Here is a 17124-nt window from a genome sequence, read left to right as displayed (position 1 = left end):
GGTTGTATCAATGGATAAATCAAAGATTTTAGAGGTTGATAATCTCAATGTCTCATTCCACACGTTTGCTGGGGAAGTTAGAGCCATTCGAGGTGTCAGTTTTGAACTATATAAAGGTGAAACACTCGCAATTGTTGGAGAGTCTGGTTCAGGAAAATCAGTATCTTCTAAAGCAATAATGGGGTTATTACCTCCGCGTAACTCAGAAATTACCAATGGTAGCATTAAGTTTAAAGGCAATGATCTTGTTAAATATAGCGAGAAAAAAATGCAAAAAGTCCGCGGTAAAGAAATCGCAATGATTTTCCAAGACCCAATGACTTCTTTAAACCCAACAATCCCAATTGGTAAACAGATTATGGAACCATTACGTAAACATCAAGGTATGAACCGTGATGCTGCACGTAGTCGCGCAATTGAATTATTAGAATTAGTAGGAATTCCAGACGCAGAAAAACGTTTGAAAGAATACCCACATCAATACTCAGGTGGTATGCGTCAACGTGTTGTTATCGCAATTGCACTAGCATGTGATCCAGAAGTATTGATTGCTGATGAGCCAACAACAGCATTGGATGTAACAATCCAAGCTCAAATTCTTGAATTACTTAAAGAAATTCAAGAAAAAACAGGCACAGCTGTTATTTTTATTACACATGATTTAGGTGTTGTGGCAAGTATTGCTGATCGTGTAGCTGTAATGTATGCAGGAGAAATTGTTGAAATTGGAACAGTAGATGAAATTTTCTACAATCCTAAACATCCTTATACTTGGGGCTTAATTAGCTCTATGCCTAGCTTAGAGTCAAGCACAGAATCTCTTTACGCGATTCCAGGCTCACCGCCGGATTTATTGATTCCACCTAAAGGTGATGCTTTTGCTGCACGTAATGAATTTGCAATGAAGATTGATAGTGAACAAAAACCACCACTATTTAAAGTTTCTGACACTCATTTTGCAGCAACGTGGTTATTACATCCTGATGCACCGAAGGTTGAAGCGCCAGCTGAGATTCAGCGTCGTCAAGCTGTTTTCGCTAAATTAAATGAAGGGGTGCGAGTTTGATGGAAAAAGAACGCCGTAAATTATTAGAAGTTAAGAATTTAAAACAATATTTTAACGAAGGTACTAAAAAAGAAGTGCGTGCCATCAACGATATCTCTTTTGATATATATGAAGGTGAAACTTTTGGCCTTGTTGGAGAATCTGGTTGTGGAAAATCAACAACTGGTCGTACAATTTTACGCCTTTATGAAGCAACAAGTGGTGAAGTCGATTTTGAAGGTACAGATGTTCATGCTGTTAAATCACGCGAGCAAATGTTAGCGTTTCGTCGTGAAATGCAAATGATCTTCCAAGATCCTTATGCATCACTTGATCCACGTATGACAGTTCGTGATATTGTTGCTGAAGGTATCGATATTCATAAATTAGCAAAAGATAAACAAGAACGTAATGCGATGGTTGATGATTTGCTTGAACGAGTAGGTTTAAACCGTGATCATGCAAGTCGTTACCCTCATGAGTTTTCAGGTGGTCAACGTCAACGTATTGGTATCGCTCGTGCTTTAGCAGTTAAACCGAAATTTATTATTGCTGATGAACCAATTTCAGCATTGGACGTTTCAATTCAAGCTCAAGTCGTTAACCTTTTAAAAGAATTACAGTTAGAGGAGAATTTAACTTACCTCTTTATTGCGCATGATTTATCAATGGTTAAATATATCAGTGATCGTATTGGGGTTATGTATGCAGGTCGTATTTTAGAACTTGCTACTTCTGATGATTTATATCAAACACCATTACACCCATATACTGAATCATTATTATCAGCGATTCCAATTCCAGATCCGATTTATGAGCGTACACGTCAACGTATTATTTATGATGCTAAAGCTCATCAATATGTGGAAGCTGATGATGCACAATTACGTGAAATTGAAAATGGTCACTTTGTTTACTGTAAAGCAGATGAAGTTGAGACTTATCGTGCGAAATTGGCTGCTAAAAAAATTGCTCAAGTTTCAGTATAAGTAAAATAGAACGGCGGTTCATAAGCACCTGTAGTTTGGGTGCTTGTATTATGCCTAGTATTAATTTGAAAAATCTATAAAAGTAAACCTTCGGATTACTTTGTAAATAGTATTATCTAATTTTGAGGAGGATTTATAAAATGAAAAAATTGAAGTTATCGGTTGTAACAGCAGTTGTCTTAATCGTAGGTCTTGTACTTGCGGCATGTGGTAATGGTTCTAGTACAGCAAAAGAAGAAACAGGCAAAAAAGACCAAACAATCAACTTGTTAGAGTCAGCACAAATTGCAACAATGGATACAGTAATGTCAACAGATGTTGTATCTGGAACAGCAATGGATCAAGTATTTGAAGGTCTTTACACATTAGGTAAAGATGATAAGTTTGAACTTGGGGTTGCAGCAGCAGAACCAACAATTAGTTCAGATGATAAAACATATACATTTAAAATTCGCGATGACGCTGAATGGTCAAATGGTACACCAGTAACAGCTCAAGATTTTGTATACTCTTGGAGAAAAGCAGTAAATCCTGCAACTGGCTCACAATATGCTTATATGTTTGATGGTTTTATTGCTAATGCATCAGATATCATGGCTAAGAAAAAAGACATTAACACATTAGGTGTTAAAGCTGTAGATGATAAAACGCTTGAAGTTAAATTAGAGCGTCCAACTACATATGCTAAATCATTATTTGCGTTTGTAACATTCAAACCACAAAATGAAAAATATGTTAAAGAACAAGGTAAAAACTATGCAAAAACTAGTGATAACTTAATCTATAACGGTCCTTTCACAATGAAAGACTGGGATGGTAACGGCGATTCATGGGAATATGTAAAAAATGATAAATATTGGGGTGCTAAAGATGTTAAGTTAAACAACGCTAAAATTAACGTTGTTAAGCAACCATCAACAGGTATCAACTTATATACAAAAGGTGAAGCAGACGCAGTTGTACTATCTGCAGAATACGCTAAACAATATGCAAATGATAAAGATAGAATCAGTGTGCCACAAGCATCAGTATTCTACCTTAAATTCAACCAAAAACGTGCAGGTAAAGATACTGTATTAGCAAATGAACACGTACGTAAAGCAATCGCTCAATCATATAACAAAGAAGCTTATGCTAAACAAATTTTAGCTAACGGCTCTGTAGCAGCTGACCAACAAGTACCAAAAGGTTTAGCTAAAAATGAAAAAACAGGTGAAGATTTTACTAAAGCAGCTGGAGAAGCAAACAAATACTTAACGTATAATGTTGAAGCAGCTCAAAAAGAGTGGAAATTAGCTCAAAAAGAAATTGGCGATAAAGTAACAATCGAATTATTAAGTGATGATACTGATAACGCAAAATCTTCTTCACAGTATATGAAAGACCAAATGGAAAAAAATCTTCCAGGTTTAACAGTTAGCCTTAAAAATGTACCATTTAACAACCGTGTTGATTTAGATAGTAAATCTGATTTTGATATGGAATTATCTGGTTGGGGAGCTGACTTCCAAGATCCACTTACATTCTTAGAATTATATGTAACTGGTGGAACAAACGCTAACATCAACTACTCTAACAAAGAGTACGATGCCTTAATTACTGCTAACAAAACAACAGATGCAGCTGACCCACAAAAACGTTGGGAAAACTTCATCAAAGCACAAGATATCTTGATTAATCAAGATGCTGCAATCGCACCAATTTACCAACGTTCATTATCAATTCTTCAAAATCCAGCAATCAAAGATATGTACCGTCATAACTTTGGTTCTGATTACAGCTTAAAAGCAGCTTATATTAAATAATTACTATCATCGTTGCGAATTTATTCGCTTACGAGGATAGTATGGGACGGTGATTGCGTAAGCAATTGAGTACCAATCCTTACTTTAAAGCAGCCACATATATGTGTGGCTGTTTTTTGTTAAAGTCGTTGCGAATTTATTCGCTTACGAGGATAGTATGGGTGCTGAAATTGTTGCGAAGAAATGAGCATACGAGGATAGTATGGGTGCTGAAATTGTTGCGAAGAAATGAGCATACAAGGACAGTATGGGACGGAGCGAAAGCGAGTACCAATCCTTAGAGCAATTGAGTACCAATCCATAGAGCAATTGAGTACCAATCCTTACTTTAAAGCAGCCACATATATGTGTGGCTGTTTTATTTTTATATGAAAAACGTTTAATATTTAGATAACCATTCTTTTACTATTTGGTATAACGATTTTTTTGATAACAAAGACACATATCATAAAAAATAGATGGAAATTCTTACAACTCAAAACTACTTATATTTTTTGTGCTAAAAATATTGAATAATTCCATTTTAATTATTATTATTTTCAATTCTATTTACTGATAATTTTAAAGAAGAAAGAATATTTAAACGATATATACCCTTAAACTACCTTTTTTAAAGGATGAAAAAGCTACTTACAAAAAATAATTACAAAAAACAACAGTTATTAGATGCAGATAAAACCAATGATAGCATGGGGTTAGGGGTTTGTGACATTATAATTGTCAGAAAAGTTACATTTATTTCATATAAATGTCAGAATTTTATGATTAATTAATCAACTTGTGATACAATAGTTTGTAGACAACAGTTCATATCTAAGTAGTGCATGGTATTGTGGTTCAAAACTTATTTTAGGGGAGGAATTTGTTTATGAAGAAATTGAAAGTATCTGCCGTAATGGCAATCGTATTAATCGTTGGTCTAGTGTTGGCTGCGTGTGGTGGAGGTAACTCATCAAGCGATTCTAAAGATTCAGCCAAAAAAGATAAAGAGCAAACTATTAACTTGCTTGAGTCAGCACAAATTGCAACAATGGATACAGTAATGTCAACAGATGTTGTATCTGGAACAGCAATGGATCAAGTAATTGAAGGTCTTTATTCATTAGGTAAAGATGATAAATTTGAATTAGGTGTTGCTGCTGAAGAACCAACTATCAGCAAAGACAATAAAACATATACATTCAAACTACGTGATGATGCTAAATGGTCTAACGGTGACGATGTAACTGCAAACGATTTTGTGTTTGCATGGCGCAAAGCTGTTAATCCAGACACGGGTGCTCAATACGCATACATGTTTGATGGTGTAATTGAAAATGCTTCTGACATTATGACTAAGAAAAAAGGCGTTGATACATTAGGTGTTAAAGCTGTAGATGATAAAACACTTGAAGTTCAATTAGAACGTCCGATTACTTACATCAAATCATTATTTGCATTTGTAACTTTCAAACCACAAAATGAAAAGTTTGTTAAAGAACAAGGTAAAAACTACGCTAAAACAAGTGAAAACTTAATCTATAACGGTCCTTTCACATTGAAAGACTGGGATGGTAATGGCGATACTTGGGAATATGTAAAAAATGATAAATACTGGGGCGCTAAAGATGTTAAGTTGAAAAATGCTAAAATTAACGTTGTTAAACAACCTTCAACAGGTATTAACTTATACACTAAAGGCGAAGCTGACGCTGTAAACTTATCTGCAGAATATGCTAAACAATATGCAAAAGATAAAAATAGAATCAGTGTGCCACAAGCATCAGTATTCTACCTTAAATTCAACCAAAAACGTGATGGCAAAGAAACGCCATTAGCTAACGAACATGCTCGTAAAGCAATTGCTCAAGCATTTAACAAAGAAGCTTACGCTAAACAAATCTTAGCTAACGGCTCTGTAGCAGTAGATCAACAAGTACCTGAAGGCCTTGCAGCAAATCCAAAAACTGGTGAAGATTTCACGAAATCAGCAGCAGCAGCAAACAAATACTTAACGTATGATGTTGAAGCTGCACAAAAAGAGTGGAAAGAAGCTCAAAAAGAAATTGGTGATAAAGTAACAATTGAGTTATTAAGTGACGATACTGATAACGCAAAATCTTCTTCACAGTATATGAAAGATCAATTAGAAAAAAATCTTCCAGGATTGACACTTAGTCTTAAAAACGTACCATTTAACAACCGTGTTGATTTAGATAGTAAATCTAACTTTGATATGGAATTATCTGGTTGGGGTGCAGATTACCAAGATCCAATGACATTCTTAGATCTTTATGTAACTGGTGGATCTAATGCAAACATTAACTACTCTAATAAAGAGTACGATGCATTGATTAATGCTAACAAAACAACAGATGCAGCTGACCCACAAAAACGTTGGGAAAACTTCATCAAAGCGCAAGATATCTTGATTAATCAAGATGCAGCAATCGCACCAATTTACCAACGTTCATTATCAATTCTTCAAAACCCAGCAATCAAAGATATGTACCGTCATAACTTTGGTTCTGATTACAGCTTAAAAGCAGCTTACATTAAATAGCAATTACTCAACTGGAAAAGCCTTTACGTTATTTAACGTAAAGGCTTTTTTTGGTGATACTTGAAAATAAATATTAGGAGCAACAATCTTAGAAGAAGTAAGTGAGGTAATGATAAAAATAGATACTAGTAAAGAAAAAAATAAACTTAATTTACATAAATTAGTATATGCGAAGAGGGAATTCAGCTGAATTTTAAGGGAAACACATTATAGCGGTCTTTAAAAAATAGTGACAAATACTAGGCATCTTTAAGGTTTCTTTAAAGGAAGTACTTTTATTTCCCAGGTAATAGTTGTTTGGTAATTGAACTTAAATAAGCTATAATAAAGAAAAAGATAAAGTAAGAGAGGATATTCATATTGAAAAAGTTAGGGATTTATGTAATTGTCAGTTTTTTAGTAATAAGTGGCTTTGTTACTTTTAAGGAACCAGGTTGGACAATTGAGCATTTTATGGATGTCAGTTTCATCGTTGGATTAGTCTTGTTGTTATTAGGGTTATTGATTTGGGTTGTTCGTGGAGGCTTTTTTGATATCTTTCATTCATCAATGCGTATGTTATTCAATTTTGGGCCCAACAGACGATCCGCAGAAGAAATCAGAGAGGCCGGAATGCTTTCTGAACTAGTAGCGGTTAAGTATCACCATTTATTAATTGTCGGTGGTATTTATATTGTTGTGAATATTTTATTCCTCGTTATTTTCTATTAAACTGCTCTTAATAAAAAGAAACCTCTAAAAAACATATAGTTTTTTAGAGGTTTCTTTTTATATTAAACGTTTTTCTCTTTTATAATACCACTGCGGTAAGCAAGTAATAATGCTTTTAAATCAGTTATTTGGGCTGTAAGTTTGAAACCGATATCTGTGTCTTTTACCATTTTTCGTGAGGTTTCTGTTTCGATGATACGACGAGTTGAAACAATATCAGTTTCATTTGAAATAGCATCCTCAGTAGACGTGAATGGCTGATGTCTGACAAGTTGAAGTCCATAAGCATTATAGATGAGTGTATAGCCCGCGATGCTAGTGACGTTATGATAAGCTTTAGAAAAGCCACCATCTATTACTAACATCTTTCCATCAGCTTTGATAGGTGTCTCGCCTTTTCCTTCTTTGATGGGTGTGTGGCCATTAACGATATGACCTATATCTGGATTTAAATCGAACTCTACTAAGATTTTATCGACTGTTGAGACATTATTACGCAGTTGATAATAAGCATTCTTTTTTTCATAGTGTGTCGTTTTATCCTCGATAAAATAGCGTTCGAATGTAGTCATTGCTTTTTTCCCGAATAAAGGCGACGTTTCACCGGTCCATAAATACCAGACATAATCTAAAGCATTCTTTTTAATTTCACTTCCATCAGGTTGTGAGTAAGCTTCACGAGCAAAACGATCAAATTGATCTAAGAGTGATCGTCCGCTATATGTTTTGCCAGCAATCAATAACTTTTCAAACGAACCATCATCATCTAGAGGAATACAACCATGATAAATTAAATTGCCATTATAACGCAGGTACATACTGCCTTTTGAATAGAGGAAGGCGACGTGCTCTTGTAATTTCTCCGAGTTGACAAATCCAGAGACGAGTCGATGAATAACTTCAGATTCTTCTGGAGTGAGCGTATAAGGAGATTTTGGGTTGATAGTAGGGAAATGGGTATCGGTAAGTAAATAATCTTTCCCTGCGATACTAATAGTGCCAGCAGCATAATCAATTTTATCAAGGAGACGTCTATTTTCCATATTAAATTCAGGATGGCGCTGTATGATTTCCCCTTCCAATTTGAATTGAATAATAGCGATTGCTTTATGCATACGCGCTATTTGTTGTAATTCGGTTGTTGTTTCCTCCGCATGCTCTTGAGTTTTAGGTTGAAAAGCAGTTGCGGGATCGTTAGCGTATACTTCATCAGCAAAAATAGCGAGTGAGCGTAAAGAAATGCCGTAACTTTCTTCTACTGTATCTAGATTGAGGTAGCGTGCTGATATACGTAAAACATTTGCTAAACAGACTGCGGATCCACTAGCAGCTCCCATCCAAATCATATCGTGATTTCCCCATTGAAAATCAAGTGAATGATTTTCTTTGAGTCGACCAATTATTTTATCTGGTGCAGGACCACGGTCAAAGACGTCACCAACGATATGTAGGTGATCAACAACTAAACGTCTTATAAGTTTAGAAAACGCGTGTATGAGGTCTTGAGCAGCGTTTAAATGAATGAGGCTTGTTATAATTTCATTATAGTAGTCGTCTTTTTCTATTTGAGCGTTATTTTGATAGAGTAATTCTTCGATAATATAGATAAAATCACTTGGCATCTGTTTACGAACTTTTGACCGTGTATATTTAGAAGAAACAAAATTTGTTAGTTCTATTAATCGTAATATAGTAAGACGATACCATTCGTTTTTTTCTGTATCATTTAGTTCTCGTAAAATCAGACTCATTTTTGGTCGAGGATAATAAATTAAAGTTGCCAAAGTATTAATTTCCTTTGAAGTGAGACGATCGTTAAATAAATGATGGATTTTTCGTTTAATGACACCCGATCCATTACGAAAAACTTGTTCGAAGGCATCATACTCACCATGAAGATCGCTTAAAAAATGCTCTGTTCCTTTTGGTAAATTAAGGATGGCCTCAAGATTAATAATCTCTGTAATTGTTTCTGCTTTGTTTTTATATTGTTTTGATAACAAATTCAAATACTTTTCTTGTCCTTTTGACAATGGAGAAAGACCTCCTTCTATAGTATTGTAAAAACGTGTACGATAGATTCATTCTAGGAAAAAAAGGGCAGGGTTGCAAGAAAAATTGTTTGAAAAAACAAAATAAACACATTGGAGTAGACCACTAATGGATAAGAATTGATTTTTATCTGTTAATTGGGTATTTTTTTATTTTTAGTAGAGTAGTCCAATGACATCAAAAGATTTTCAATTTCGGAATTTTTTAAAAGTTATAGCACATTTTTAGCATATAAAAATCCCCCTAACTGCTTTCCACAAAGCAAAGATGTTAGGGGGATAATGCAGTGACTATTTCACACTGCGCAGCGGAATGTTCACGCTGCAAAAGGCTCATCGCAAGTATTAAGTATAGCATAAAAAAAACACCTTGTATATAGTGTTTTAAATGAAAAAAGAGCCACCCGAAGGTGACTCTTTCATTAAGTTACTTACGCTTTATCAACGTTAGCAGCTTGAGGTCCACGTTGACCATCTTCTACTTCAAAAGTAACAGCTTGGCCTTCTTCTAAAGTTTTGAATCCTTCAGATTGGATAGCTGAGAAATGTACAAATACATCGTCGCCGTTTTCGCGTTCGATAAAACCAAAACCTTTTTCTGAGTTAAACCATTTTACTTTACCTGTTTCCATTATAAAAAACCTCCAGTTATGCACTAAGTGCAAATAGTTGTAGTCTTGTTTTAGGCATAAAAAGAAGTTTGAAATTCATTTCTTTACCTTACAAAAGCACATGTTAATCATAACACGTTGAAACAATAATAGCAAAACAAAATCAAATATATGTTATTCTTATATTATGAAGGGACTGATTTGATTTGTCAGAAAAAAAAGAGATTGTACCAGTTGGAGAAGTAGGAGACTTGGTAAAGTTTAAACGAGTAGATATGTCTGGAGAAGGTATTATTTTAAAATTCTTAACTAACTCTGCAGTTCTAACGATTACAAAGAGAGAGTCGGCAATTGAAGAAGTAAAAGCTAATCCGACAACAGTCGTAAACTTTAAAAATTATAAAGTCATAAAAAAATAATTCTGCCTCCTCTTGTATAAAAAGAAGGTTCCTCTCTATTGAGGAACCTTCTTTTTTGTTATTTTTTTTCAAACGAGTAAACTAAGCCCCATTGTTCACGAACATCTGTTAAAATATCCAACACGTCTTTGCTTAAAGGTAATGTGTTTTCAAGATTTCCGAGCAGGAGTTTTTCAAAATCTTCAACTTCATAAAGCATCGCATCGGCGCCACTCCCTGCTTGAATCAGCGTGGTTTCTCCAGCAGTGCTTATAAATGTTGCTTTATCAGCTCTAGGATAGTCTGTAATAGTTATGTAACCTTTATCCCCACCAAGAACGGCTGTTTTTGGTGTTTTGGCACGTATGCTTAGATTGATGACAGCAATCTCACCCTCATTATTTTGCAGTAAGATACCCGATTGTTCATCTACACCTGTTTCAAATTGTTTCATCGTTGTTTTAATTTGATGTGGTTGGCTACTAAGGAAGTAACGTGCAAATGAAACTGCATAGGTACCAATATCCAATAATGCCCCGCCAGCTAAATCAGGATTAAAGAAACGACTTGTAACATCATAAGGTTTAGAACTACCGAAAGAGGCTTGAATCATTTTCATTTCACCTAAAATGCCCTCATTAATTAAGCGTTTAATTTCTTTGAAAAGAGGCATATGGAAAATTGTCATCGCTTCAGAGACAAATAATTTTTTTTCTTGTGCTAAAGCAATAATTTCTTCGAGTTCTGATGAGTTAACCGTAATCGCTTTTTCACATAAAACATGCTTATTGTGATGTAAAGCTTCCATGATATATTCATAATGATTATTGTGTGGTGTAGCAATATATACAATATCTACTTTTTCATCTGCAAAAACCTCTGAGTAAGAACCATAAGTTTTTTCGACAGTGTAATTTTCTGCAAATGCTTCTGCCTTTGCTGTGGATCTAGAAGCAACAGCGTAAATTTTATTATCCCTTGCTTGTAATGTATCTGCCATGTTAGCTGCAATACCACCTAGTCCGACTATCGCCCAATTAAATGTTGTCATAAAATAAAACCCCATTTCTATCATGATACAATCAGTATATAATAGTATTTGGAATTATGCGAAAATAACTGTTCAATAGAATTTGCTTAATAATTGTCAATTGAAAACTTAAAGAATGTCACAAAATAGACAAAAATGTTCAGTGGAAGCGTTATTATTTGTTAAATTCAACAAATAATAACAGGTAAAATGCTATACTGATTTTAGATTTAGGGGAGTGAATAAATGTTAAAGGAAGAAAGACACAAACTCATATTAAATGAATTAGACGCAACAGGTCTATTTGATTTAAAAGCGTTTAGTCGAGCTTATGAAATGTCTGAAATGACACTCTACCGCGATTTGCAATACCTTGAAACGACAGGTAAGTTAATAAGAATTAGTGGTGGTGCGAAGCTATTACCGATAGATAGTTGTGTTGTTTGTCATAAACAACCGCAAAGTAAGCGTCAAAGAATAACACTGCATTTGATATCTGGGGTAGAAAAAAAAGCTTGTTGTGCTCATTGTGCACTCATATATTTAGAGAAGCATATTAAAGAGGTACAACAGATTTTAGGTACAGATTTTTTAATGGATACGACAGTTAATGTAAAGCGAGCTAATTTTGTAATCGGTGCAAATTTACCTCATTTTTGTTGTGATCCGAGTGTTTACCTTTTTTCAGAATGTAAGATTGCAACACAATTTACAAAAGGTTTTGGTGGGCGGGTACTCTCACTCGAAAAAGCAATCGAAGAAGTCAGTGAGGTGATGTCATGTTGCAAGCACACAAAAAAATAGGTGTGGTGGGAGTATTTTTAATTGTTGTGATGACAATTATTTTAGGTTTCACAAGTATGCAAACAAAAGTATCAGCGCATGCTTATGTTCAACAAACAACACCGGGCATACAAGAAAATGTGAAACAAGCACCTAAAGAGGTTGTTGTGCAATTTGATGAGGCGATTCAAAATCAATCACCTTTAATCATTGTAACCAATCAAAAAGGTGAACAAATCAGCGATGGTAATGCTTCAATTGAAAAAGAAAATTCACATGTTGTTAGTGTGCCTTTAAAAAAAGGGATTAAAGAAGGTATTTATACGGTCAATTGGCGTGTGATTTCGGCTGATGGTCATGCGATTTCAGGCACTTTTATGTTTGGATTTAACTCAAGTGGTGAGATACCATCGGCTTCTAGTGATGAAAGTAAAACACCGGTGCTACAATCACTTGTTAAATGGCCACTTTATACAGGATTTAGCTTAATTTCAGGTGTTTTATTAGGATTATTTTATTTGATACCTAGAACAAGCCGTCGCCATCTCTTTCACAATTTGAAGCTATTGACCATGATTGGTATTTTATTGATAGTCATCGCATCTATCACTCAATTCATTGCGCAAACGGCTTTGTTAAATAATGTTTCAGTTGTGAAAGCATTAGATTTTAGACTTGCATGGAAGACTTTAATCAGTACAGAGTTTGGCATCATTTGGTTAATCAGAACAGTTTCGTTATTTATGTTTGCAGTAATAGGTCATTTTTATTTTAATCGGTCGAGCGATAAATGGCATCTTAAGTTAGGTGTTATGACGTTGTTGTTTATTATAATGGGTCTTGCGACTTCTTTTATGGGTCATACACAGGCTTATACAACAATAATACTTTCAACCTTAACGGATTGGATTCATTTAACAGCTGCTGGAATATGGCTAGGAGGTGTAATGCTTTTATTATCACTTTACCTGGCACATCGTTCTAAAAAAAGTGATGAAGTGGTGAATGTCGCCTATTCAAAAAGTCTAGAACGTTTTGCAGCTGTCGGATTTATTGCCGTTTTAGTTCTTATAATGAGTGGTGTGTTACTCAGTGCATTTTATTTGTCATCATTGATGCAGATATTCAAATCAACCTATGGACAAACATTGTTGATTAAAGGCTTGTTAATTTTCATCATGGGTGTTTTAGGCATTTTCCATTTTGTATCTCGTACAATGAAAAATAAAAAAGTGCCAAATAGAGGGACATTGTGGGCTGAAATTATAGCAGGACTGTTGATATTAGGTGTGGTAGGTTTTCTAACTAATACGGCAACGCCACCGCCACCTGATCCAAAACCAATTTCGTCTAGTGTAGTTGTAGGCGATCATACAATTGATCTTGAAGTGCTTCCAGCCGTTATTGGACAAAATACGTTCAGAGTTAGGATGGATAGAGAGAAAAAAGAAGGTAATTGGCAACAAATTAAGATGATTGTAGAAAAAGATCGAAGCGAAGTTTCAACAACAACTACGATGTCTTGGAACAAAGATGCGCAATCTTATGAAGCTCAAGGGTTATTTATTAGTCAAGTTGGTCGTTGGAAAATTACAATTAAGGCATTATCAGAAGATTTTAAAACAGTCGAAGAGACGTTTATTATTAGAATTGAACGTTAATCAATAAGAGGGGGAAATAATATTGAAAAAATTAAGTATAGTATTATTAACAGTTATTGGAGTATTCGGTCTGAATATTTCAGCAAGCGCACATGTCACAGTTAAACCAGCAGTTTCACAAACAGAGTCTTACGAAACATATACGATGAAGGTGCCGAATGAAAAAGATATTCTTACAAACAAGGTAGTGCTAGTTATACCAAAAGAAGTTACGTTTTATAATTATCAACCTATCCCTGGTTGGAAAGTTACAACTGATAAAACAAAAGATGACAAAATTGAACGCGTGACTTGGGAAAAAGAAAAAAACGCAGGCGGTATCGATGTAGGTCAATTTCAGCAATTTAGTTTTGATGCTAAAAATCCCGATAAAGAGGGATCAATTGACTGGGATGCGTATCAGTATTATGAAGATAAAAGTATCGTCGAGTGGACTGGTGATTCCGATTCAGACTCACCACATTCTCAAACAACTATTGAAAAAGCAGCAGAAAAAACAGACTCTCATGGACATACAAAAGTTACAGATACTAAGGATTCAGGGAAAGAATCAACCAATAACACAAATACAATTGCCCTCTGGGTTATAAGTGGGTTAGCCTTATTAGCAAGTGTAATGGCTATTGTCCTTTCTACAAGAAAAAAGTAAATTGATTTTTAAACCAAGCCGATTAGGCTTGGTTTTTTTCTTTCCTCCTCCTCTTGCAGAGTTAAATTGCTATTTGTCATTGCAAGACGGTGAAGCGTATAATATAGTAAGAAGTAAGATAGTTAATAATAGCTAAATTAAGAAAGTTGCAGGAGGTTATTCATGAAAAAAATATGGAACGTTGTACAAAGCAATTTTATTTATTATATCTGGGCTTTCATGATACCCCTTGTCATCATGGCGCTTGTTTATTACAGTTTAGGAATATACTGGGGAAGTGAACGTTCTATCTTAGCAAGTGATAGTTTTTCTCAATATAGTAATTTTCATGCAAGTTTAAATAATGTGCTACATGGAAAGGCGAGTCTTTTTTATAATTGGAACTTGGGATTAGGCTTTAATTATTATGCATTAATGTCTTACTACTTAGGTGGTATTTTTCCATTCTTTGTTGTGTTCTTTTCTAATGCGAATATGCCAGATGTCTTGTATTTAATGACAATTGTTAAAGTTGGCGTTATTGGATTGAGCTTTTGGATCTATGCGAAAGAAACCTTTAAAATCAATCATTATTTTCATCTTGGTTTGAGTGTTGCTTACGCATTAATGTCGTTTGTTGGTGCCTATTCGATGTCAATCATGTGGTTGGATGCACTCATCTATTTACCGATGGTTGTTTTGGGAATAAATCGCTTATTGCAAAAGTCTAAACCTACTTTATTATTCGTGGCTTATGCTCTATTATTTATTTCTAATTACTATATGGGTTTTATGGTGGGAATATTTACCGTTATGTACGTCATTTGCATGGTTATACTCGAACCTGAAGGACGTTTACGTAAGTTAGTGTTATATTTTAGCACATCGATACTAGCAGGTTTAACATCGATGATTATGATTTTGCCAATGATTTTAGATTTACGAAATAATGGTGAAAAATTATCGACAATCACAAGTTTTTTAACAGAAGAAACACATTTATGGGATATGGTAGTCAAATCAATGATAGGTGTTTATGACACAACGAAGTATAATAGTATTCCTTTTACATATGTTGGATTGTTACCTCTCATTATGGCGATTTTCTTTTTTGTTACACCAAAAATAGCCTTGAAAACAAAAGTTGTTTTGGGTTCATTATTAATGATTATTTTTATTAGTTTTAATATATCGGCACTTAATCTATTTTGGCAAGGGATGCATTCTCCATACATGTTCTTGTTCCGTTATTCGTATCTGTTTTCATTCACAGTTGTGATGTTAGCAGGGTATGGCTTAGCAAAATATGAACGAAAAGACAGTGGTAAACTTGTAGTTATCAGTGTTATATTAGCGGCAGTATTCCTAGGTGTGAAGTATTTATTACCAGAAACACTCTATACTTACGTAACAATGGATTCACTCTATTTAACCCTAGCCTTTTTACTTATATATGTCGTTATATTTTCTTTGGCTGGCTTTAACAAAGATATAAAAAAATACTTAGCATTACTTTTAGTAATTGTAATGGTGAGCGAAGCGGCTGTTAATATGCGAACAATGATTAATGGTGTACTTTCTGATTGGAATTATCCAGCAAGAACCGCTTATTCAGAACCGTATTCAACATACCGGGAAGTGGTTGAAAAAACAGTTGGAAAAGATACTAAAGAATTTTACCGTACAGAAACAATGAATCCTGTATCTGCCAATGATGCCATAAACTATGGTTTTAACGGTATTAGCCAATTTTCATCTGTGCGTAATCGAAACGCCCTTTCATTTATGAATGATTTAGGTTTTAAATCACGGGGGACCAATCTAAATATTCGTTATGGTAATAATACGTTGTTGATGGACGCATTGTTTGGTGTTCGTTACAATATTTCAAAAGTGCCTATTAATAAGTTTGGTTTTAGCCAATATTCAAATGACAAAGGTTACTATGTTTTTAGAAATACTGATGCGTTACCTTTAGGTATGGTTACTGCTGATAAAATTAATAACTTCAAAGTGAAACCAAAAGATAACTTGGGAACACAAGCTGCCTTGTTTAGTCAGTTAGCTAAATCAACCAATACTTACTTTACACGCAACCAACCAGCTGTAGTCAGTACTGAAAATATTACGCTATCAAAAGATACAAACTCAGGCAATGTTACTTATACCGCGATAAAAGATAAAATAGATAAAAAAATCACTTGGAAAGTTCATGTTCCAGCCAATAAACAAGCCTATATGAGTTTATGGCCAACCGATTATGGTCAATTGAGCTCTTCTTCCGTATTGATGACTGTGAATGGCATTAATAAGGCAACTCAGTTATCTATTAATGGACAATACCATGATTTAGGCTATTATCCTAAAGCGCAGGATATTGAATTTACAACTAATTTTTATGGAACAGATGTTATCACATTAAGCGATCCAGTTGTTGTGTTTATGGATGTTAATCAATACCAAGATGATGTTGCTAGAATTGCTCAAAACGGTGTTGATTTTAAAGTGGAAGGTCGTAAAGCAACCGCTGATGTCACTGTGAAAGAAGCTAAACAGACAATCTTCACAACCATTCCTTATGATAAAGGATGGAAGCTTTATGTGGATGGCAAACTAACGCCAATTAATTCTGTAAATGATGCATTTTTATCACTTCCTGTTGAAAAGGGCAAACATAAGATAGAACTTGTCTTTTTCCCTGAAGGTCTAGTATCAGGGATAATCCTCTTCTTTGTTGGAATTGGCGCTTTCTGCCTATTGTTAATTTACAACAGAAGAATGGATAAATATAAATAAAAATGAATTTAACTAGGTTTAAAAGCCCTTTTAGTGTAATATATCAGTATATGATGTATATGAAAGGGGCTGTG

Annotated in this window: 13 protein-coding genes; 10 read left to right on the top strand and 3 right to left on the bottom strand. The window is 34.5% G+C overall.

Annotated features, from left to right (window positions below):
• The first annotated feature begins 10 nt into the window (after positions 1-10).
• The 5 genes from V6S17_RS10740 to V6S17_RS10720 all read left to right on the top strand — a co-directional run bounded on the left by V6S17_RS10740 (position 11) and on the right by V6S17_RS10720 (position 7092).
• A complete protein-coding gene (locus V6S17_RS10740) occupies positions 11-1066 on the top strand; it encodes an ABC transporter ATP-binding protein (RefSeq protein WP_029091748.1) in 1056 nt (351 codons plus the stop codon).
• The gene (locus V6S17_RS10735) at positions 1066-2034 is read left to right on the top strand and encodes an ABC transporter ATP-binding protein (protein WP_029091749.1); all 969 of its coding nucleotides are present in this window, start codon (positions 1066-1068) and stop codon (positions 2032-2034) included. The genes V6S17_RS10740 and V6S17_RS10735 overlap by 1 nt, the downstream gene beginning before the upstream one ends.
• Positions 2035-2174: 140 nt before the next feature.
• Positions 2175-3839, top strand: coding sequence for a peptide ABC transporter substrate-binding protein (locus V6S17_RS10730; RefSeq protein WP_029091750.1), 1665 nt, complete (start codon positions 2175-2177; stop codon positions 3837-3839).
• 868 nt (positions 3840-4707) lie between these two features.
• Complete coding sequence (locus tag V6S17_RS10725) at positions 4708-6381, top strand: peptide ABC transporter substrate-binding protein (protein WP_029091751.1); 1674 nt, start codon at positions 4708-4710, stop codon at positions 6379-6381.
• 360 nt (positions 6382-6741) lie between these two features.
• The gene (locus V6S17_RS10720) at positions 6742-7092 is read left to right on the top strand and encodes a DUF3899 domain-containing protein (protein WP_029091752.1); all 351 of its coding nucleotides are present in this window, start codon (positions 6742-6744) and stop codon (positions 7090-7092) included.
• Positions 7093-7154: 62 nt separating this feature from the next.
• Here V6S17_RS10720 and V6S17_RS10715 read toward each other — a convergent pair whose 3' ends face one another.
• Entirely contained in the window at positions 7155-9125 is a 1971-nt protein-coding gene (locus V6S17_RS10715; RefSeq protein WP_029091753.1) for a fructose-bisphosphatase class III, read from the bottom strand.
• Positions 9126-9574: 449 nt separating this feature from the next.
• A complete protein-coding gene (locus V6S17_RS10710) occupies positions 9575-9775 on the bottom strand; it encodes a cold-shock protein (protein ID WP_029091754.1) in 201 nt (66 codons plus the stop codon).
• Positions 9776-9960: 185 nt separating this feature from the next.
• On the opposite strand from V6S17_RS10710, the gene V6S17_RS10705 reads away from it, so the two are divergent.
• Positions 9961-10173 (top strand): DUF2187 family protein, encoded by a 213-nt coding sequence (locus V6S17_RS10705; protein ID WP_029091755.1) that lies wholly within the window; start codon positions 9961-9963, stop codon positions 10171-10173.
• A 58-nt stretch (positions 10174-10231) separates the two neighbouring features.
• Here the strand turns inward: V6S17_RS10705 and V6S17_RS10700 are convergent, their stop codons facing one another.
• On the bottom strand, positions 10232-11203 hold the full coding sequence (locus V6S17_RS10700; protein WP_029091756.1) for a Gfo/Idh/MocA family protein: 972 nt from the start codon (positions 11201-11203) through the stop codon (positions 10232-10234).
• A gap of 225 nt (positions 11204-11428) precedes the next feature.
• Between V6S17_RS10700 and V6S17_RS10695 the strand changes: the two genes are divergently transcribed.
• The 4 genes from V6S17_RS10695 (at position 11429) to V6S17_RS10680 (ending at position 17050) form a co-directional block, all read left to right on the top strand.
• The gene (locus V6S17_RS10695; RefSeq protein ID WP_029091757.1) at positions 11429-11986 is read left to right on the top strand and encodes a DeoR family transcriptional regulator; all 558 of its coding nucleotides are present in this window, start codon (positions 11429-11431) and stop codon (positions 11984-11986) included.
• Positions 11962-13626, top strand: coding sequence for a copper resistance CopC/CopD family protein (locus V6S17_RS10690; protein WP_029091758.1), 1665 nt, complete (start codon positions 11962-11964; stop codon positions 13624-13626). The genes V6S17_RS10695 and V6S17_RS10690 overlap by 25 nt, the downstream gene beginning before the upstream one ends.
• Before the next feature lie 22 nt (positions 13627-13648).
• Complete coding sequence (locus V6S17_RS10685) at positions 13649-14275, top strand: YcnI family protein (RefSeq protein WP_029091759.1); 627 nt, start codon at positions 13649-13651, stop codon at positions 14273-14275.
• A 162-nt stretch (positions 14276-14437) separates the two neighbouring features.
• The gene (locus tag V6S17_RS10680) at positions 14438-17050 is read left to right on the top strand and encodes a YfhO family protein (protein ID WP_029091760.1); all 2613 of its coding nucleotides are present in this window, start codon (positions 14438-14440) and stop codon (positions 17048-17050) included.
• Positions 17051-17124: the final 74 nt, after the last annotated feature.

Origin of the sequence: Brochothrix thermosphacta DSM 20171 = FSL F6-1036, from assembly GCF_036884295.1 — a bacterium.
In the GTDB taxonomy this organism is placed as follows: Bacteria; Bacillota; Bacilli; order Lactobacillales; family Listeriaceae; genus Brochothrix; species Brochothrix thermosphacta.
Note: the sequence above shows the minus strand (reverse complement) of the source record. Positions and strands in the feature narration are given on the sequence as shown.

Excerpts from the sequence above, each read along its gene's own strand:
- V6S17_RS10740 (WP_029091748.1), top strand. The coding sequence starts at position 11 with ATGGATAAATCAAAGATTTTAGAGGTTGATAATCTCAATGTCTCATTC.
- V6S17_RS10735 (WP_029091749.1), top strand. The coding sequence starts at position 1,066 with ATGGAAAAAGAACGCCGTAAATTATTAGAAGTTAAGAATTTAAAACAA.
- V6S17_RS10730 (WP_029091750.1), top strand. The coding sequence starts at position 2,175 with ATGAAAAAATTGAAGTTATCGGTTGTAACAGCAGTTGTCTTAATCGTA.
- V6S17_RS10725 (WP_029091751.1), top strand. The coding sequence starts at position 4,708 with ATGAAGAAATTGAAAGTATCTGCCGTAATGGCAATCGTATTAATCGTT.
- V6S17_RS10710 (WP_029091754.1), bottom strand. The coding sequence starts at position 9,775 with ATGGAAACAGGTAAAGTAAAATGGTTTAACTCAGAAAAAGGTTTTGGT.
- V6S17_RS10700 (WP_029091756.1), bottom strand. The coding sequence starts at position 11,203 with ATGACAACATTTAATTGGGCGATAGTCGGACTAGGTGGTATTGCAGCT.
- V6S17_RS10695 (WP_029091757.1), top strand. The coding sequence starts at position 11,429 with ATGTTAAAGGAAGAAAGACACAAACTCATATTAAATGAATTAGACGCA.
- V6S17_RS10690 (WP_029091758.1), top strand. The coding sequence starts at position 11,962 with ATGTTGCAAGCACACAAAAAAATAGGTGTGGTGGGAGTATTTTTAATT.
- V6S17_RS10680 (WP_029091760.1), top strand. The coding sequence starts at position 14,438 with ATGAAAAAAATATGGAACGTTGTACAAAGCAATTTTATTTATTATATC.